This window comes from Rhizobium sp. P1_E1, from assembly GCF_056406015.1.
The window spans coordinates 44,345-63,018 of record NZ_JBFUAY010000001.1 but is presented as its reverse complement, the minus strand read 5'-3'; the positions used below and the strand labels follow the sequence as shown (position 1 = coordinate 63,018).

Genomic DNA, 18,674 nt, shown 5'->3' with positions numbered 1-18,674 from the left:
TATCAAGTGTGCGGAATTTTCGCTTCTTTGTCACGCAGACTTGATTTTTTTCGGTCAAACCTCGATATCGGGCGCATCTGAAGACACCAACCGGAGACCGTCATGACCGATGACACGACGAAAAACGGACCTGACGCAACTGCGGCCGATGCCGCAGCCGACGCTGCCGCCTACGTCGAGAACGAAACTGCGCAGCAAGAGCCCGCCCAGCCGGACCCGATCGAGCTTCTGAAAGCCGAAAACGGCGAACTGCGCGACCGCTATCTGCGCCTTGCTGCCGAGATGGACAATCTGCGCCGCCGCACCGAACGCGAGGTGAAGGATGCCAAGTCCTATTCCGTCGCGGGTTTCGCGCGCGACATGCTCGCCGTCTCGGACAATCTGCGCCGCGCGCTTGATGCCATCTCTCCGGAGACCAAGGCTGCGGCCGATGCCGGCCTGAGCACGCTGATCGAGGGTGTCGAGATGACCGAGCGCGCCATGCTGTCGGCTCTCGAGCGCCACGGCGTCCGCAAGCTGGAGCCGGTTGGCCAGAAGTTCGATCCGAATTTCCATCAGGCGATGTTCGAGGTGCCGAACCCGGACGTGCCGAACAACACGGTCGTCCAGGTCGTGCAGGCAGGCTTCACCATCGGCGAGCGCGTGCTGCGCCCGGCCATGGTCGGCGTCGCCAAGGGCGGCCCGAAGCCGGCCGAAGCCGAAACCAACTCTGTCTTCGACGAGAAGGACGCCTGATATCCCTTCCTTTTGCCTCGTGCAGAAGGAAAACCAAAGGATCAGATGCGGGCGAAGCGTTCGATCAGCAGATCGAAGAAGCCGTCCGCATCGACATAGCGCATGACCCTGGCATTGCGCTTGCGCTCGGTCACATGCCACCAGTCGACGACCGTCATGCCGACGGTGAGTTCGGACTGGACCTCGATCTCGACATTGCAATCCCGGCCCTGGAAAAGCTCCGGCTTCAGCAGGTAGGCGACAACGGTCGGGTCGTGCAGCGGCCCGCCGTCGGAACCGTATTTCTCGATGTCGAAGCGTTCAAAGAATTCCAGCATCTCGACCATGGCCTTTGCCGGCGCCGTGCCGATCTCGGCCATGCGTTTCACCCGGTCCTTGCGGGTCAGCAATTGATGCGTCACGTCAAGCGGCATCATCACGATCGGAACGCCTGAGCGGAAGGCGATGTCGGCGGCCTCGGGGTCGACATAGATGTTGAATTCGGCCGCCGGCGTGATGTTGCCGCCCTCGAAGAAGCCGCCGCCCATCATCACCAACTCGCGGATGCGGGGGACGATGTCGGGCGCCTTCTGGAAGGCCATGCCGATATTGGTGAGCGGCCCGAGCGTGCACAGCGTTACCGTGCCCTCCGGCTCGCGGCGCAGCGTCTCGATGATGAAGTCGACGGCATGGCCGGGCTGCAGCGCCATCGTCGGCTCGCTGAGTTCCGGACCGTCGAGGCCGGTCTTGCCGTGCACATGTTCGGCGGTTACCAGCTTGCGGGCGATCGGCGCATCGGCGCCGGCAAAAACCTTGGTCTCCGTCCGGCCGCAGAGCTCGCAGACGATGCGCGCATTGCGGCTGGTGAACGAAAGCGGCACGTTGCCGGCGACCGTGGTGATCCCCAAAACCTCCAGCTCATCGGGACTGCCGAAGGCAAGCATGATGGCGGCCGCGTCGTCCTGGCCGGGATCCGTGTCGATGATGATCTTTCTTGCGCTTGCCATTCCGATCGTTCCATCCTCGCACTGCGTGTTATCGGCATGCACCGATTTCTTCACTTCCCGTCACAAATCAGCACATTCCGCGCGGGCACGTTTTGATGCGAGGCAGCGGAGGCTTTGTCAAGGAAAGAGCCGGGCCGCCACCACCTCAAAATTGAGAGGGCGCGCCGACACGTCGCGCCCACGCCTTGCAGCGCCGGGCTCTTCTCCCCATATTAGCGGCATCCGGATGCTGCGTTTGAGGTCCGGGATGGTCGCTTGCGTCAAGGACTTGAAAAGAGATGAGCCGCATTACCCCTTTCGCCAGCCCCCTGCTTCTGGGCTTCGATGCCATGGAAAAGACGCTGGAGCGCATTTCCAAGGCGAGCGACGGATATCCGCCCTATAATATCGAACGCATCGGCGCCGACAGCGGCGCGCCGGAACGTTTGCGCATCACCCTTGCCGTGGCCGGCTTCAGCGAGGAGGAACTCGATGTCTCCATTGAGGAGAACCAGCTTCTGATCCGCGGCCGCCAGGTCGAACAGGGCGAGCGGGATTATCTCTATCGCGGCATCGCCGCCCGCCAGTTCCAGCGCACCTTCGTTCTTGCCGACGGCATGCAGGTGCTCGGCGCCGGCCTGAAGAACGGCCTGCTCTCCGTCGATCTAATTCGTCCGGAACCTGCGAGAATGGTCAAGAAAATTAACATTTCGGTCTCACAGTAGCACAACGGTTTGTCGAACCGTTGGTCCCTTCTCCCGGAGGAACAGGAATGTTGATGAAAGAAGCCACGTCTCACTTGACCAAATCCGAGCTTGCCCATATCGGCAACGGCGAGGTCGCCTATATCAGAAAAATGCGGACCGATGAGGTCGCCAAGTGCTTTCCCGAGGCGCCGGATATCGATCCGACCGTCGATCTCTGGGCACTCTTCGGCGCCGACGGCACGCCGATCCTTTTGACGGACAACCGCTCCAGCACCTTCTTCAAAGCTGCCGAGGACGAGTTGAAGACGGTCAGCCTGCACTGACCGTCAAATAGCGTCCGTCGCGTTTCAGCGCTCGTCCGGTGCGTGGCCGCTTATCCGATTTTGCTGCGGTTGAGGCTGCTTGTCGCGACCTATGCGCGGAGCCTCCTTTCGACGCCTTATGTGCGAAGACGTTGAAAATTCCAGGATTCGGTAGCACCTGTCACCAGGCCTATCGAGGGCAACTATGAGCCAGAGGCGGCCGACGAGTCGTGCTGGTTGCGGTCGTCGACGCGCGGAACGTTACTCAAACAAAAGCTCCGGCAAACAGCGTCGGTCAATCAACGGCCGGCGAAACGCTGTCTCGCGGCGTCGGTTACCGGTGTATAGAGGGCAACGCGTGTCCCCTCGGGATCGGAAATCTGCACTGTCCGATTGCCCCAAGGCAAATCCTTGGGGGCGTGCACGACCGTGACCTGGTCCTTGAGCCGTGCGAATTCCGCATCGACGTCCGATACCATGAACTCGAGAATGGCCGTCCTGTTGGCCCCGGGCTCCGCACTGCCTTCGCTGAACAAGGCCACGGTTTCCGCGCTGCCTATTGCGAGGCTCGCGCCGGGGGTGACGATCTCGGCGAAGTGGGGCGCAAGCCAGTCGGCGCGACAGCCCGTCACAAGCTCATAAAAGGCCACCATGCCGGTCATATCCGAGGCAATGAGGCGGGTGGATGCGAACTTCATGATCTTCTCCTTGGGTGCGCGACCGTCTCTTTCCTTGCTTTTGTGACATAGCCGTGCTGACAGCGTTGTGGCAGCAGGAGTCATCAGGCATGCGAAAAGCAGATCGACTTTTTCAGATCATCCAGATTCTTCGACGGTCGAGCCGCCCGGTGACCTCGTCTGAGCTTGCGGATGAACTTGAGGTCGCGCGGCGAACCGTCTACCGCGATATCGCACACCTGATTGCCCAGCGTGTTCCAATCGAGGGTGAAGCGGGGTTCGGCTACGTCCTCGATCCGCGATATGACATGCCGCCGCTCATGCTGACGCCTGACGAGATCGAGGCCGTCGTGCTCGGCGTTCAAATGGTGGCAAGGTTGAATGACGCGGCCATGCGGAATGCCGCCAGCGATGTGATGGCCAAGATCACATCGRTCATGCCGCAGGACCTTCTTCCCTATATTGCCCAACCCGCCGGCGGCATCAAACCGGATGATGTCGGCGGCGATGTGACATGCGATACGCGTCCGCTCAGGTTGGCGATCAGGGAAGGCCGCAAGCTTGAGCTCGACTATCGCGCGGCGGATGAGACGATCACCAGCCGCATCGTCTGGCCTGTGCTTCTCGGCTATGCCGACACGCACAGCCTCTTGATCGCTTGGTGCCAATCGAAACAAGCCTTCCGTCATTTCCGCACGGAACGGATCCTCAAAGTCGAGATTCTCGGTGAATCCATAGGCATGTCCCGGAGCAAGCTGAGGCAGCGATGGCAGCAGTGGCGCGATGCCGAAATGCGGAATTCCCGTGGGGCGCAGTGACCGTTTCGGGGCCGTTAGCGGTCATTGATGGCACTTGCCGCACAATACCGGAAATCCGTCAGGCCTGCGCCTCATGCGATCTTTCGCGCCGAGGAACATCCCGGCGCGTTCGCCGACTTGTCGGCAGCCTCAGATCTTCCTGAATGTCAGATAGGCCGAAGACCGGCCCTCGCGCCTGGCCTTGGCCTCGTAACGTGTGCTCGGCCAGCCCTCATAGGGCGTCAGCCAATCCGCTGCATTGTTGGCTATCCAGTCGAAACCGCCATGGTCGCGGCATTTGATCAGCGTCCAGTTGACATAGGTGTCGATGTCGGAGGCGAAGCAGAACAGGCCGCCAGGCTTCAGCACGCGATGAAAGCGGTCGAGATTGGTTTTCGAGACGAAACGCCGTTTCCAGTGTTTCCGCTTCGGCCAGGGATCGGGATAGAGCAAGTCGATCTGATCGAGTGAGCCGTCCGGCAGCCAATCGAGCAGTTGCGTCGCGTCGTCATTATAGACGCGGATATTGGAGGCACCCGTCTCGCCGATGCGCGACAACAGCTTCTGCATGGAATTGACGAAGGGTTCGACACCGATGAAGCCGGTCGAAGGCGTCTCCAGCGCGCGGTGGATCAGGTGCTCGCCGCCGCCGAAACCGATTTCCAGCCGCAATCTCTCCACCGGAACCGGGAAGAGGGATGTCAGCGGCTCCGGGGGAGCCGCTGAGAGATCGATCAGGAATGCCGGCAGGAGACTGTTCAGCGTCTCGGCCTGCTGTTCGCGCAGAGCCTTGCCCTTGCGACGACCGAAGAAGGCTTCGGTCGCCCGGCCGCGGCGTTCCATATCCGTCATGCTTTATCTCAGGCTTTCACGCTTTCCTTGAGCGCCTTCACGAGGTCGGTGCGCTCCCAGGAGAACGAGCCGTCGCGGCCGGCCTTGCGGCCGAAATGGCCGTAAGCGGAGGTCTTGGCATAGATCGGCTTGTTGAGGTCGAGATGGCGGCGGATGCCGGTCGGCGAAAGGTCCATGTTCTTGCGGATCGCTGCCTCGATCTGATCCTCGGTGAACTTGCCGGTGCCGTGCAGGTCGACATAGATCGACAGCGGCTGGGCGACGCCGATCGCGTAGGAGATCTGGATCGTGCAACGGTCGGCAAGGCCGGCGGCGACGACGTTCTTGGCAAGATAGCGGGCGGCATAGGCGGCCGAACGGTCGACCTTCGTCGTGTCCTTGCCGGAGAATGCACCGCCGCCATGCGGAGCGGCACCGCCGTAGGTGTCGACGATGATCTTGCGGCCGGTGAGGCCCGCATCGCCGTCCGGTCCGCCGATGACGAACTTGCCGGTCGGGTTGATGTACCACTTGCAATCGTCAGCGATCTTCAGCTCGCCGAGCGCTTCGCGGATATAGGGCTCGACGACGGCGCGGACCTTGTTCGAATCCCAGCTCTCGTCGAGATGCTGGGTCGAAAGCACGATCGAGGTTGCTTCCGACGGCTTGCCGTCGACGTAACGCACGGTCACCTGGCTCTTGGCATCGGGGCCGAGCTTGGCAACTTCGCCGTCGCCCTTCTTGCGGGCAACCGCGAGCAGCTGCAGGATCTTGTGGGAATAATAGATCGGAGCCGGCATCAGATCCGGCGTTTCGCGGCAGGCATAACCGAACATGATGCCCTGGTCGCCGGCGCCTTCGTCGCCCTGCTGGTCAGAAGCGCTGTCGACGCCCTGCGCGATGTCGGCCGACTGCGAGTGAAGCAGCACGTCGATCTTGGCCTTCTTCCAGTGGAAGCCATCCTGCTCGTAGCCGATATCCTTGATGGCGCGGCGAGCGGCGGCCTTGAACTTCGACGGGTTGATGACGTCCTTGCCGTCCTTGTCCTTCTTCATCAGGCTCGGCGGCAGACGAACTTCGCCGGCGATGACGACGCGGTTGGTCGTCGCCAGCGTTTCGCAGGCAATGCGCACGCCCCATGGATTGACGCCGGTCTTGGCCGCTTCGCGGTAGACCAGATCGACGATCTCGTCGGAGATGCGGTCACAGACTTTGTCCGGATGACCTTCGGCAACAGATTCGCTGGTAAAGAGATAATTCGCGCGCATTTCGGGATTCCCCTCAAAGAATAAAAGCCAGCTAGTAGGTACTCAGTTCGAGGGCCGATGACAAGCGCAGAAGGACATAAATATATCTTTATATCTGCGGCAAAGTGACAAATTTTGCCCCAAAAACGCAAAAAAGGCGGCCTTTCGACCGCCTTTCGAATTCTGCGATGGTCGTCGTTCAGTCGGCGTCGGCTTCAGCTGCCAAAGCTTTCACCAGCTCCACGACCTTGCGGCGAACCTTGGGATCGGAAATTTTGACGAAGGCGCGGTTGAGCTGCAGGCCTTCCGAGGAAGACAGGAAATCGACGACGTAATTCGAACTGGAGGCTTCGGCCATGCCGCCGCCGGCAGAATGTTCGCCGGGCGCGTCCTCGAAGAAAAAGGACACCGGAACATTGAGGATGTTCGAGATGTTCTGCAGACGGCTTGCGCCGACGCGGTTGGTGCCCTTTTCGTATTTCTGGATCTGCTGGAATGTGATGCCAAGGCTTTCGCCAAGCTTTTCCTGGCTCATGCCCAGCATCGTACGACGGAGGCGAATACGGCTGCCAACATGGATGTCGATCGGATTCGGCTTCTTTTTGTTTTCAATCATGGTCGTGCCCTAGCTAAGAATTTCAACCTGTTTCTAACCGGCATGCCCCTGATCCATCCCAAAACGCCACGTTGCAAGCGGTGAGGAACCCACCTTCAAACATACGTTAAGAACGCCGATTGTCATCACTATGCAATTTTAGGGGTTTTTGGTCAATTCAACCCGGAAATAAAACCTCTGCGAGAAATTAGCGCAATCAGAATCAGCAGCGCCTCGGTCAACCAGAAGTAAGTTTGCCGGGGGTATGTTGTTCCGCGCCCGTCGCTGATACTATCGAGCGTTGCATCGATGAAGCCGGTTTCCGCAAGATCGAGACCCGCAATAATTTCCCCATGGGCATTCACCAGCGCTGAAATGCCGCTATTGGCATCACGAATCAGCGGCAGGCCGGTTTCCACGGCCCGTACCCGCGCCTGCTGGAAATGCTGGTAGGGGCCGGGCGTCGCGCCGAACCAGGCATCATTGGTGATATTGAGGATCGCGTTGGCGTCTTTTATGTCGCCGGTCATTTCATCGGGGAAAATGATTTCGTAGCAGATCAGCGGATAGAGATTGAGCCCGCCGGGCAGCGTCAGCAGGTGCCGGCTTGCCGCGGCCGAAAACCCTCCCGGCATCTCGACGACGTTCTGGATGCCGAATCCGGTGAGCACGTCCTCGAAGGGCAGATATTCGCCGAAAGGCACCAGATGCACCTTGTCGGAGGCGGCGATGATCTGGCCGCGGCCGTCGATCACGTAAATGGAATTATAGTAGCGCACCGGGGTGCCCGGTCCCATTTCCTCGGCGCGTACGGCGCCGGCGATCAGGATCTGATTGTCGTCAAGCGTATCGGCGATCCGCGTGAGCGCATCCTGGTTGTCGGTGAGGATGAAGGGGATCGAGGTTTCCGGCCAGACGATGATATCGGGCTTGCGCCCGCCATTCTTCGGCGCTTCGGCTGACAGCTTCAGATGCGTCTCGAAGATCGCGGCGCGGTCGGCGTCGTTATCCATCTTCGCCGCCTGGTCGATGGCCGGCTGCACCAGCCGCACCACCGGCCGTTTGTCCTCTGGCAAGGCGTCCGGCCGCGGCGCGAGATGGAGAGCATAAGCGCCATAACCGAGATGGGCGGCAAACAGCAGGACAGCAAGCGCGATGCCCGGCCGCGCCCCTTGCCGTGTCCCGGCAAGGGCAGGCGCGGAAAAGACGAAGACGGCAAGGGCCGTCACCCCCATCGCCCCGATCACATGTGCCGACTGCATCATCAGCGGAACCGGCATCATGCCGTAGCCGATGGCATTCCAGGGAAAGCCGGTGAGGATCACGCTTCGAAGCCATTCCATCAGCCCGAAGCCTGCCGCAAGGGCGGCGATCCGCCCCATGCCATCTGACCAGAAGATGCGGGCAAGGGCACCCGCCAGCCCGTAGAAGATTGCAAGACAGGCCGGCAGCCCGAGGATTGCCAGCGGCAGCGCCCAGGCGAATTCTTCCTGATCGACCAGCAGCGCATGGCCGAGCCACCAGAGGCCGGCGACGAAATAGCCGAAGCCGAACAGCCAGCCGGTGGCAAACGCCGGCCATAGCCTGCCGATCAGGCCGCTTTCAGGCGAAGCCGCCGCCCCGTCGATCAGCCAGACGAGCAGTGTGAAGGAGACGAACATCGCCGCGAAAAAACCGATGGGCGGCAGCGCCAGAACCGCGAATGCCCCGGCGGCGATGGCCAGCAGCGACCGTTTGAAACCCCAGACGAGGATAACCCTGTCCGCAAGCCGCTCCATGCGCACTCCCATCAAACCGCGAATCAACCCGTTCGCAGTCTTTCAAAAAAGCGGCTCTTTGTCCCGTCAGTTGGGTGCTGTCAGTTCGCGGTCGATTCCGCCGGCCGGTCGTCGCCGGCCTCGGAGCCGGGGGAGATGTCGCCATCCAGCTTGGTCCGGCGGCGGATCGCATGGCGCTTGCGGGTGATGCGCAGCCGCTTGATGCGGCGCGGATCGGCGTCGAGGATGTGGAATTCGAAGCCCGGGAGCGCCTGGACGACTTCGCCGCGCACCGGGATGCGGCCGAGCGCCGAGAAGATCAGGCCGCCCAGCGTATCGACCTCGTCGACCTGCTCGCTGATGTCGAAATCCGGCCCGATCGCCGCGGCGATCTCTTCCAGTTCGACGCGCGCGTCGGCGATGAAGACGTCTTCGGCGACGCGCTTGAACATCACCTCTTCGTCGTCATGTTCGTCGTCKATGTCGCCGACCACCATCTCGACGATGTCCTCATGCGAGGCAAGCCCGTCGGTGCCGCCATACTCGTCGATGACGAGCGCCATCTGCGTGCGGTTCACCTGCATGCGACGCAACAGGTCGGACGCCAGCATCGACGGCGGCACGAACAGGATCTTGCGGATGATACCGGCCTCGGCCAGCGTCTTTTGCAGGTCGACGCGGGCGAGATCGAAATTCGTCTTGGCCGAACGCGTGGTCTTCTGGATGTTTTCGGGCGCAACCTCGATCGCCGGCACGGCAACGGCCGGTTTCGTCGGGCCGCGGCGCTTGTTGCGCGCCTGCTTGGCGACGTAGGAGAGCAGGTCGCGGATATGCACCATGCCACGCGGATCGTCGAGCGTATCGGCATAGACGGGCATGCGCGAGCGGCCGGATTCCTCAAAGAGGATCATCAGCTCGCCGATGGTGATGTTCTGGTCGACCGCCTCGATATCGGCGCGCGGCACCATCACGTCGGCGACGCGCACCTCGCGAAAGCGCAGGATGTTGTTGAGCATCGCCCGTTCGTCGGGCGAAAAGGCGTCGTCGCCGGCCGCATCGGTCATCAGCGCGTCGGCGAGATCCTCGCGCAGTCGCGAGCCCTGCTGCGGGCGAAGGATGCGCGCGGCGCGCGACCAGAAGGATTGCGATCGGCCGGATGGCCGACTACTACTGCCTGCCTCGTCCGAAGAGGAGGATGACTCGGAGTCCTTGGCGTCTGCCGCCGGCTTCGTCGTAAAGTCGCTCATGGTTCCATTTTAAGGTCTTGACCCTCGTAGGGATCAGATAGGCCGAGCTGGGCCAAAATGCGAGTCTCCAGCCCCTCCATAATTTCGGCTTCGGCACTATTCATATGGTCGTAGCCGAGAAGATGCAAGAAACCGTGCACCAGAAGGTGGGTCAGGTGGTCGTCGAAACTCTTTTCTAGCTCGGCCGCTTCCCGCTCCAACGTCTCCCGGGCGATGATGATGTCGCCCAGCATCGGGCCGGGCATCTTGCCGGGCTGAACCGGAAAGGCCGGAAAGGAGAGCACATTGGTCGCCTTGTCCTTGCCGCGCCATTCGGCGTTGATGTCCTGGATCGAGGCATCGTCGGTGAAGACGAGCGAAACCTCGGGCGGCATCGTCGGGAAGGGCTGCTTCTCGCTGTCGCGGAGATAGACCACCGCGGCACCGAGCACGCGTTCGCAAAACGACAGCAGCGTCTCCTCGCCGGGCCAGCCGACGTCCTCGACGCTGATCTGGATGTCGAGTTCGGCCATTAGTCCTGCCGGCTGACTTCTTCGGTTTCGACGGCGTAAGTGGAATCATAGGCCCTGACGATGCGCCCGACCAGCGGATGGCGGACGACGTCGGTATCCTTGAAGCGCACGATCGAGATGCCCTCGACGCCGTTCAGAAGCTGCAAGGCCTCGACGAGGCCGGATTTGACGCCGCGCGGCAGGTCGATCTGGCTCGGGTCGCCGGTGACGATCATGCGGGCATTTTCGCCGAGACGCGTCAGGAACATCTTCATCTGCATCGACGTCGTATTCTGCGCTTCGTCGAGGATGATGGCGGCGTTGGCGAGCGTGCGGCCGCGCATGAAGGCGAGCGGCGCGATTTCGATGACGCCGGCGGTGATTGCCCGATCGACCTTGTCGGCAGGGATCATGTCGTAGAGCGCATCATAAAGCGGGCGAAGATAGGGGTCGACCTTTTCCTTCATGTCGCCGGGCAGGAAGCCGAGGCGCTCGCCGGCCTCGACAGCCGGGCGCGACAGGATGATCTTTTCGACCGCGCCACGCTCCAGGAGCTGAGCGGCATGGGCGACGGCGAGATAGGTCTTGCCGGTGCCGGCCGGGCCGACGCCGAAGACAAGCTCGGCGCGTTCCAGCGCCCTGATATAGGCATCCTGGGTCGGCGTACGGGCGATGATCGTCTTCTTGCGTGTGGAAACCTGTGCCATCGTCAGCTTGGCCTTGCGCTCCATGGTTGGCAGGCTGAGCTGATCGTCGGCGGCGACCGCCATACGGATTGCGCCCTCGACGTCGGATCGTTCCACGCTGCCGCCTTTCTGAAGCTTTTCATAGAGATAGTCGAGTGTGCGCCGCGCCTGGTTGGTGGTCACGATATCGCCTGTGATGACGACCGAATTGCCGCGCGCCCGCGCATCGATGTTCAGCCGTTGCTCGAGCAGTTTGAGGTTCTGGTCGAATTGACCGAAGAGCTCGCTGGCGAAGCGGTTGTTCTCGAACGTCAGGACGAAGTGATTGGTGTCGCTCGGCGTGCGGGGGTGGCGCGGTGAAGAAGAAACCAATTCTTGTCCGTTCAAGCGGTCGGGCTCCTTAGGTTAAACCGCAGCCTCTGCGCGTTCGGCAAACAGGCTGTTCGTTCCGGTTCCTGTGATTCGCACTTTGATAATGTCACCGATTTGCGATGCTTTTGCATCAACATTCACAGATTGAAGCCAGGGAGAACGTCCGATTAGTTGTTCCGGCATGCGACCGGGCTTTTCGAGCAACAGGTCAATCTCTTTGCCGATGCAGGATTCGGCAAATTCCTGCTGCTGCTTCAGGAGAAGCATTTGCAGGCGTTCCAGCCGTTCTGCCTTGATCTCTTCCGGCACCTGGTCCTTCAGTTCCGCGCCGGGTGTGCCCGGCCGTGTCGAGTATTTGAACGAGAAGGCCTGTGCATAACGGACCTCCTCCACAAGCCTCAGTGTATCCTCAAAATCCTTGTCTGTCTCCCCCGGAAAGCCGGTGATGAAATCGCCCGACAGTGCGATGTCCGGCCGCACCGTGCGGATGCGCGCAATCAGCGCCAGATATTCGGCCGCCGTATGACGCCGGTTCATCGCTTTCAGGATGCGGTCCGAACCTGATTGCACCGGCAGGTGCAGATACGGCATCAGCGCCCTGAGGTCGCGATGGGCATTGATCAGCCGGTCGTCCATGTCGCGCGGATGGCTTGTGGTATAGCGCAGCCGGGCAAGGCCGGGGATCTCGGCCAGCCGGTAGAGCAGGTCGCCGAGGCTCCATGCCTCGCCCCGCGGCCCGGCGCCGTGCCAGGCGTTGACGTTCTGCCCGAGCAGGGTGATCTCGCGCACCCCGCTTTCGGCGAGCTTTTCGGCTTCCTCGACGATCTGGGAAACCGGCCTCGACACTTCCGAGCCGCGTGTATAGGGCACGACACAGAAAGTGCAGAACTTGTCGCAGCCCTCCTGCACCGTCAGGAAGGCGGTAACGCCGCGGGCGCGGATCTTTCGGCTCTCGGCGATCGGCAGATGCTCGAATTTGTCTTCGATCGCATATTCGGTATCGACGACGCGCTGGCCTTGTTTGGCCCGGCGCAGCGCCTCCGGCAGGCGGTGATAGGTCTGCGGGCCGATGACGACGTCGACGGCAGGCGCGCGGCGCAGGATCTCCTCGCCTTCGGCTTGGGCGACACAGCCGGCAACGCCGATCATCATCTCCCGGCCGTCCGCCGCCTTCTTCTTTTTCATCTCGCGCAGCCGCCCAAGCGCCGAATAGACCTTCTCGGCCGCCTTCTCTCTGATATGGCAGGTGTTGAGGAGAACGAGATCCGCCTCTTCCATATCGTCCGTCGGCTCATAGCCGTCGCGGGCGAGGGCATCGCTCATGCGCGTCGAATCGTAGACGTTCATCTGGCAGCCGTAGGTCTTGATGAAGACCTTGCGGCTGTTGCTGCCGTCGCGGAGGGCCTCGTTGGGGCCTTCGTGGGGGATTGCCTTCGGGGCCGGGAGAAGGGCGCTGTCCTGTGTCATGGCGCGCTATTTAGTGGTTTTTGACGCCGGAGAAAATCGAAATCTTGTTTCAGGAGATTTCCCGCCCGCGCAGTCGGCTGTTGAGGAGGTTGCGGATGCGCAAGGCAATCGTCGCGCTCACCTCCTTGCGGCTGGTATCGGCGCGGTAATCCACCGCCTCGCCGAAGGAAACTTCGGCGTCGATGGCGCCGCAGCGCACGATATCGATGAGATGCGGCAAGAGGTCGAGATCCCCCGGCCAGGCCGCGAGCCGCCGGTGATAGCGCCCCATGGCGATGCCGTGCACCCTGGTATAGGCAACCGCCACTGGCTGCACCACGACCGTTCCCGTCGGCGACGTCGGCACCRCCATCGCGGCAGCGCCGAACAGCGACGACTTGACCTCCAACAGCCGGTTGCCGTCCGAGGTCGTGCCCTCGGGGAAGAGCACGACGATCTCACCGTCGGCCATGCGCCCGGCGATCTCGTTTGCCTGATGGCCGGTCTTGCGCCGCTCCTCGCGCACGACGAAGACACTCTTCTGCAGTTTGGCGAGCGCGCCGAAGATCGGCCAGTCGCGCACCTCGATCTTGGCAATGAAGACGACGTCGGCAACGGCCGACATCACCATGATATCCAGCCAGGAAGAATGGTTGGAACAGAGCATCAGCGGCCGGCGATCTTCCAGCTTGCCGCTCACGCGGACGCGGATGCCGAGGCAATAGCAGACGATCCGGTGCCAGACGCGCGGCAGGCTGCGGCGCAGCCGCCAGTCGAAACGCAGCGCCAGCACCTGCAGCGGCATGAGCACGATGCTGACGGCAAGGATGACGACCGCGGCGAAGGCGATGCGCAACCAGGCGATCAAATGCTGGTCTCCCGGGCTGCCATTGCTTCAGAGGTCTTCCTTCTTCAACGGCACGCCGTAGAGCTCCAGCCGGTGGTCGACCAGCCGGAAGCCGTGCTCGCGGGCGATGCGCTCCTGCAGCGCCTCGATCTCCGGCGAGCGGAATTCGATGACCGTGCCGGTCTTCAGGTCGATCAGATGGTCGTGGTGTTCTTCCGGCACCGTTTCGTAGCGCGAGCGCCCGTCGCGGAAGTCGTGCCGGGCGATGATGCCGGCATCCTCGAACAGTTTCACGGTGCGATAGACGGTCGAGATCGAGATCTTCGCATCGACCTTCACCGAGCGGCGGTAGAGTTCTTCGACGTCGGGATGGTCTTCCGAGTCTTCCAGGATGCGCGCGATCACGCGGCGCTGCTCGGTCATGCGCATGCCGCGTTCGGTGCAAAGCTCCTCAAGGGTCTTGGCTACATCAGTCATCGCCGGCCTATAGAGACATTCGTGTTTCGACAACGCCGCACGGCATTTGCGCCGGCCTGCATGTCATCTTGCTGCCAGGGAACTACCGAAGAACGCGCTTCATGACAAGCGCCGTGGAGAGGGCGCCGTTTTCCTGTCTGTAGTAACCCTGACGTTCGCCGACCTTTTCGAAGCCGAGCTTGCGGTAGAGGCCAAGCGCTGCCGTATTGCCGTTGTCGACCTCGAGAAACATGCTCTCGCCGCCGCGCGACCGCGCTTCCCGCATCGCCGCCTGCATCAGCCGCCAGCCCAGTCCGGCACGGGCGACCTTCGCCTGCACGGCAATGGTCAGGATTTCAGCCTCGCCGGCGACATGGCGGGCAAGAATGAAACCCGGAAGCGGCTTTTTCAGGATGGCATTGGTCTGGCGCGCGACGAAGCCGAACACAGTGTCCTGCATCAGCAGGCCGTGAAATTCACCGTCGCCCCAGGGCCGGGCGAAGCGCTCGCCGTGCAGGACGGCGACATCGCGGCAATCCTCGCGCTCCATGGCGATGATCTCGAATTCCGGTTTCAGCGTCAGATAGGCTTCCAGCATCGTCATACTCGTCGCGCAATCGCGTATCCGGCCTGCGGTTTGGCATCGGGTCCGCGCAGATAAAGGGGCTTCGGCTTTCCGGCATCGGGGGAGGCGGCAGCGCCCAGGCGCGCCACGATGGAGATCGGGAACCTGTTGGTGTGATCGCCGCCGGTGTCGGCCTTCAGCAGCGCCGTCGCCGAACCGGTGATCTCGCCGTCGAAGCCGGCGGCAAATGCCTGTGCTTCTGCAACGCTGACTGCCCGTGGCGTGTCGAGGGACGAACCGTCGGCTGCGAAGGACTGGAGGTAGATCTCGTCGCGCTTGGCATCCATCGCCGCCAGCACGGCGCGATGAGGCGTCTTGTCGCGCTGGGCTGAGGCCATGACTTCGAGTGTCGTGATGCCGACGGCCGGCACATTGAGGGAGAGCGCAAAACCGCGGGCTGCGGCAACACCGACGCGGATACCGGTAAAGGAGCCGGGACCGATGGTGACGGCAAGGCGGTCGATATGAGAAAGTGCAAGTCCCGCCTGATCCAGCGCGCGATCGACGATACCAATCAGATGTTCAGCATGCCCCTTGCCGATCATGTCCGATGCCTCCCCCAGCACCGTATCCCTGCCGCTGTCATAGACGGCGGCAGCGCAGTCCACACCTGCCGTGTCGAGCGCCAGAATGATCATGCCATCAATTTCCGAATAAACTAGTGTCGCCTATCGATAAATCCGTTCGGTCGAACCTGAGATGAACGGCCGGACGAATTCAAGATTTTTAAGCGGCAATCACTTCCTGCACTTCCGGAACGAAATGGCGCAGCAGGTTCTGCACGCCGTGCTTCAGCGTTGCCGTCGAAGACGGGCAGCCGGCGCAGGAACCCTTCATGTTCAGATAGACCTTGCCGTCCCTGAAGCCGCGGAAGGTGATGTCGCCGCCGTCTTGGGCAACGGCCGGGCGCACGCGGGTTTCCAGAAGCTCCTTGATGGTCAGCACGATCGATTCATCGCCTTCGTCGAAGAATTCGTCGCCGGCATCGGCGTCTTCGGAAAGGATGGAGGCATCGCCCATGACCGGCTTGCCGGACATGAAGTGCTCCATGATCGAACCTAATATAGCCGGCTTAAGATGTTGCCAGTCGGCATTGTCCTTGGAGACGGAAATGAAATCATAGCCGAAATAGACGCCGGTGACGCCCGATATTTCGAACAGCCGAGCGGCGAGCGGCGAGGCTGCAGCCTCCTCAGTGCTGCGGAACTCGGCCGTGCCGTTTTCCATCACCACCTTGCCCGGCAGGAATTTCTGCGTGGCGGGGTTCGGCGTGGCTTCGGTCTGAATGAACATCTGGTTCTCCATGCGGCCGGCCCATGGTTTCGGCCGTCTTTAGAATTCTTCAAAAGAAGATAAGCCGATTGGCGGCTCTAATCAAGAGACTTGTACTCAAGAAAAGCTAGAACAGGATGATTTTAGGCCAAGTCGGCCTAAAATCTGAATCCTGTTCTAAATTAAATAGTTAGAGCATGATGTCGTCCGAAAACCGCGCACACTTTTCGGCATCATGCTCTAGCAGAGGGCGTCGATTTCCTCGTTGGTCAGCGTATCCGGCAGCACGGTGACCGGGATCGGAAACGCCGCCGCGCGGCCGGCGACCGAGGAGACCAGCGGCCCTGGACCTTCCTTCGCCGAACCGGCGGCCAGAACCAGGATCGCCACATCGCGGTCTTCCTCGATCACGGCGTTGATCTGTTCGGCAGCACCGCCCTCGCGGATGACGACCTCAGGCTCGATGCCGATGGTCTCGCGCACGATCTGGGCGATCTTGGCAACGACCGCCTCGGCCTCTTCACGCGCTTCGGCCCGCATGATTTCTTCGACGCCGAGCCATTGCTGGAAATCCCCATCCGGGATCACATAGAGCAGCACCAGCCCGCCATTGGAATTCTTCGCGCGCCGGCCGGCATAATGAACGGCGCGTTGGCATTCGGGTGTGCCGTCAATCACCGCCATGAATTTGCGGCGGTGACCTTCGAGCCGTGAGAGTCGCTTCGATACCATGGCGCCGACTCTGACACCCGAAGCGGAAAATTTGCAAGTCCAGTTTTTGCCCTGATGCCCGAGAAGAAATCCTCTTCTCCCCCGGGGAAGGTCGCCTTCTCCCCAGCGGACGGTCCCCTTCTCCCACGGCGGAGAGAAGAGGAGATTTATCTCAATAGAGGAAGCCGATGACGTCGCGCACTTGGCTCATCGTCACCTCGGCGCGCGCTCTTGCGCGCTCGCCGCCCTTGCGCAGGATCGCGTCGATATGGCTGGTATCGTCCATCAGCCGGCGCATTTCGCCGGTGATCGGCGCCAGCACGTGGATCGCCAAATCGACCAGCGCCGGCTTGAAGACGGAGAACTGCTGGCCGCCGAATTCGGCCAGCACGTCCGCCTTCGACTTGTCGGCGAGTGCGGCATAGATCGCCACCAGATTTTCGGCTTCCGGACGGCCCTGCAACCCGTCGATCTCGCTCGGCAAGCCGTCCGGATCGGTCTTGGCCTTGCGGATCTTCTTCGAGATCGCGTCCTCGTCATCCATCAGGTTGATGCGCGAGAGATCGGAGGGATCCGATTTCGACATTTTCTTGGTGCCGTCGCGCAGCGACATGACGCGCGGCGCCGGCCCGCCGATCAGCGGCTCGACCATCGGGAAATAGGCATGTACCGGCTCGTTGCCGACGGTGATGTCGACGCCGTAGCCGGTCCTGCTGATATGCTCGGCATAGTCGAGGTTGAACTTCATCGCGATGTCGCGGGCAAGCTCCAGATGCTGCTTCTGGTCCTCGCCAACCGGAACATGGGTACCGCGATAGACGAGAATGTCGGCGGCCATCAGGCTCGGATAGGCGTAAAGGCCGAGCGAGGCCTGCTCGCGGTCCTTGCCGGCCTTGTCCTTGAACTGCGTCATCCGGTTCATCCAGCCGATGCGGGCAACGCAGTTGAAGATCCAGGCGAGTTCGGCATGCTGCGGCACGGCCGACTGATTGAAGACGATATGCTTTTCCGGGTCGATGCCGGCGGCGATGAAGGCAGCGGCGATCGAGCGCGTCTGGCTCGGCATGTCCTCGTGCACGAGTTGGGCGGTGAGCGCATGCATGTCGACGACGCAGTAGATGCAGTCATTGCCTTCCTGCAGTGCCACGAACCGGCGGATCGCGCCGAGATAATTGCCGAGATGCAGATTGCCGGTCGGCTGCACGCCGGAGAATACGAGTTTCTTGAATTCGCTCATGTCGTCCTCAATAGGCTGGTGGAGGGCCCCAGGGCTTTGCGCCCATGTTGCTAACGCGGCGGCTTATGCACGGCCGACCGGTCGCAATCAAGGGGTTCAGGCAGCCGCGTGTTGGATCAGATCGAAAGTGTTGCCGTAGGGATCCGCAAAGACCGCCACCGTGCCGTAAACCTCATGACGCGGCTCTTCCAGAAAGCGCACGCCGACTGCCAGCATCGCGGCATGGTCGCGGGCGAAATCGTCGGTCTTTAGAAAGAAGCCGACACGGCCACCCGTCTGATTGCCGATGGCCGCGCGCTGCGTCTCGCCTGCCGCCTGCGCCAGCAGAAACGCGGCTCCATCCCCGCCCCTCGGCTTCACCACCACCCAGCGCTTGCCCTCCGGCTGCAGCTCGTCCTGAAGGCAATCGAAACCGAGACCATCGCAATAAAAAGCCTTGGCGCGGTCGTAATCGTCGACCACGAGGGTGACGAGGAAAAGAGACTGGATCGTCATGTGCTGCCTCGCGTTTGAGATGTTTATTCCACCTTTGAGCCACAATTCCCCGGATTTTAAGCCGAATTGATCAACCGACTTACTCATAATTGAGTATAAAATTTCACAAAAAAGCTTTTTTTGAACCGAAAATCCTGCGCCTGGTGCCGGCGCCGTTGGGGTCGCTGGATAGCCGA

The 18,674-nt window shown here is 61.5% G+C and carries 22 protein-coding genes; 4 read left to right on the top strand and 18 right to left on the bottom strand.

The features are described 5' to 3' along the window. Positions 1–102 precede the first annotated feature (102 nt). A complete protein-coding gene (gene grpE / locus AC1D1Z_RS00320; RefSeq protein ID WP_018244488.1) occupies positions 103–735 on the top strand; it encodes a nucleotide exchange factor GrpE in 633 nt (210 codons plus the stop codon). 41 nt (positions 736–776) lie between these two features. Here grpE and AC1D1Z_RS00315 read toward each other — a convergent pair whose 3' ends face one another. After that, entirely contained in the window at positions 777–1,721 is a 945-nt protein-coding gene (locus AC1D1Z_RS00315; protein WP_131605491.1) for a nucleoside hydrolase, read from the bottom strand. A gap of 278 nt (positions 1,722–1,999) precedes the next feature. On the opposite strand from AC1D1Z_RS00315, the gene AC1D1Z_RS00310 reads away from it, so the two are divergent. Further along, the gene (locus tag AC1D1Z_RS00310) at positions 2,000–2,425 is read left to right on the top strand and encodes an Hsp20 family protein (protein WP_003583826.1); all 426 of its coding nucleotides are present in this window, start codon (positions 2,000–2,002) and stop codon (positions 2,423–2,425) included. A 47-nt stretch (positions 2,426–2,472) separates the two neighbouring features. Beyond that, positions 2,473–2,730, top strand: a complete 258-nt coding sequence (locus tag AC1D1Z_RS00305) for a BQ00720 family protein (RefSeq protein WP_003556039.1) — start codon at positions 2,473–2,475, stop codon at positions 2,728–2,730. 278 nt (positions 2,731–3,008) lie between these two features. Here AC1D1Z_RS00305 and AC1D1Z_RS00300 read toward each other — a convergent pair whose 3' ends face one another. Continuing rightward, positions 3,009–3,407, bottom strand: a complete 399-nt coding sequence (locus AC1D1Z_RS00300) for a VOC family protein (RefSeq protein WP_131605492.1) — start codon at positions 3,405–3,407, stop codon at positions 3,009–3,011. Between the two features lie 89 nt (positions 3,408–3,496). On the opposite strand from AC1D1Z_RS00300, the gene AC1D1Z_RS00295 reads away from it, so the two are divergent. Continuing rightward, positions 3,497–4,204 carry a helix-turn-helix transcriptional regulator gene (locus AC1D1Z_RS00295; RefSeq protein WP_477849121.1) on the top strand — a complete coding sequence of 236 codons (708 nt, stop codon included), beginning with the start codon at positions 3,497–3,499 and terminating at the stop codon, positions 4,202–4,204. A gap of 129 nt (positions 4,205–4,333) precedes the next feature. Here the strand turns inward: AC1D1Z_RS00295 and trmB are convergent, their stop codons facing one another. The 16 genes from trmB to AC1D1Z_RS00215 all read right to left on the bottom strand — a co-directional run bounded on the left by trmB (position 4,334) and on the right by AC1D1Z_RS00215 (position 18,498). Then, positions 4,334–5,035 (bottom strand): tRNA (guanine(46)-N(7))-methyltransferase TrmB, encoded by a 702-nt coding sequence (gene trmB / locus AC1D1Z_RS00290; RefSeq protein WP_028731683.1) that lies wholly within the window; start codon positions 5,033–5,035, stop codon positions 4,334–4,336. A gap of 8 nt (positions 5,036–5,043) precedes the next feature. Then, the gene (gene metK / locus AC1D1Z_RS00285; protein WP_018244493.1) at positions 5,044–6,282 is read right to left on the bottom strand and encodes a methionine adenosyltransferase; all 1,239 of its coding nucleotides are present in this window, start codon (positions 6,280–6,282) and stop codon (positions 5,044–5,046) included. A gap of 178 nt (positions 6,283–6,460) precedes the next feature. Continuing rightward, positions 6,461–6,877 carry a helix-turn-helix domain-containing protein gene (locus tag AC1D1Z_RS00280; RefSeq protein ID WP_018244494.1) on the bottom strand — a complete coding sequence of 139 codons (417 nt, stop codon included), beginning with the start codon at positions 6,875–6,877 and terminating at the stop codon, positions 6,461–6,463. 152 nt (positions 6,878–7,029) lie between these two features. Further along, positions 7,030–8,634, bottom strand: coding sequence for an apolipoprotein N-acyltransferase (gene lnt / locus AC1D1Z_RS00275; RefSeq protein WP_131605494.1), 1,605 nt, complete (start codon positions 8,632–8,634; stop codon positions 7,030–7,032). Between the two features lie 80 nt (positions 8,635–8,714). Continuing rightward, positions 8,715–9,860: a hemolysin family protein gene (locus AC1D1Z_RS00270; RefSeq protein ID WP_018244496.1), complete on the bottom strand. Its 1,146-nt coding sequence runs from the start codon at positions 9,858–9,860 to the stop codon at positions 8,715–8,717. After that, positions 9,857–10,372, bottom strand: a complete 516-nt coding sequence (gene ybeY, locus AC1D1Z_RS00265; protein WP_018244497.1) for an rRNA maturation RNase YbeY — start codon at positions 10,370–10,372, stop codon at positions 9,857–9,859. The genes AC1D1Z_RS00270 and ybeY overlap by 4 nt, the downstream gene beginning before the upstream one ends. Then, positions 10,372–11,424, bottom strand: coding sequence for a PhoH family protein (locus AC1D1Z_RS00260; protein ID WP_018244498.1), 1,053 nt, complete (start codon positions 11,422–11,424; stop codon positions 10,372–10,374). Before AC1D1Z_RS00260 ends, ybeY begins: the two co-directional genes overlap by 1 nt. Before the next feature lie 18 nt (positions 11,425–11,442). Continuing rightward, positions 11,443–12,876 (bottom strand): tRNA (N6-isopentenyl adenosine(37)-C2)-methylthiotransferase MiaB, encoded by a 1,434-nt coding sequence (gene miaB, locus AC1D1Z_RS00255; RefSeq protein WP_131605495.1) that lies wholly within the window; start codon positions 12,874–12,876, stop codon positions 11,443–11,445. A 49-nt stretch (positions 12,877–12,925) separates the two neighbouring features. Beyond that, entirely contained in the window at positions 12,926–13,723 is a 798-nt protein-coding gene (olsA, locus tag AC1D1Z_RS00250; protein WP_477849116.1) for a lyso-ornithine lipid O-acyltransferase, read from the bottom strand. A 27-nt stretch (positions 13,724–13,750) separates the two neighbouring features. Continuing rightward, a complete protein-coding gene (locus AC1D1Z_RS00245) occupies positions 13,751–14,179 on the bottom strand; it encodes a Fur family transcriptional regulator (RefSeq protein ID WP_003544875.1) in 429 nt (142 codons plus the stop codon). 82 nt (positions 14,180–14,261) lie between these two features. Further along, the gene (locus AC1D1Z_RS00240; protein WP_018244501.1) at positions 14,262–14,762 is read right to left on the bottom strand and encodes a GNAT family N-acetyltransferase; all 501 of its coding nucleotides are present in this window, start codon (positions 14,760–14,762) and stop codon (positions 14,262–14,264) included. Further along, positions 14,759–15,421: a tRNA (adenosine(37)-N6)-threonylcarbamoyltransferase complex dimerization subunit type 1 TsaB gene (gene tsaB / locus AC1D1Z_RS00235; protein ID WP_131605497.1), complete on the bottom strand. Its 663-nt coding sequence runs from the start codon at positions 15,419–15,421 to the stop codon at positions 14,759–14,761. Before tsaB ends, AC1D1Z_RS00240 begins: the two co-directional genes overlap by 4 nt. 88 nt (positions 15,422–15,509) lie before the next feature. Further along, entirely contained in the window at positions 15,510–16,076 is a 567-nt protein-coding gene (locus AC1D1Z_RS00230) for a NifU family protein (protein ID WP_131647537.1), read from the bottom strand. A 219-nt stretch (positions 16,077–16,295) separates the two neighbouring features. After that, positions 16,296–16,787, bottom strand: coding sequence for a universal stress protein (locus tag AC1D1Z_RS00225; RefSeq protein ID WP_003544884.1), 492 nt, complete (start codon positions 16,785–16,787; stop codon positions 16,296–16,298). Positions 16,788–16,938: 151 nt separating this feature from the next. Beyond that, the gene (gene trpS / locus AC1D1Z_RS00220) at positions 16,939–18,003 is read right to left on the bottom strand and encodes a tryptophan--tRNA ligase (protein ID WP_018244504.1); all 1,065 of its coding nucleotides are present in this window, start codon (positions 18,001–18,003) and stop codon (positions 16,939–16,941) included. A 96-nt stretch (positions 18,004–18,099) separates the two neighbouring features. Further along, a complete protein-coding gene (locus AC1D1Z_RS00215; protein ID WP_130715477.1) occupies positions 18,100–18,498 on the bottom strand; it encodes a VOC family protein in 399 nt (132 codons plus the stop codon). Between the last annotated feature and the right edge of the window lie 176 nt (positions 18,499–18,674).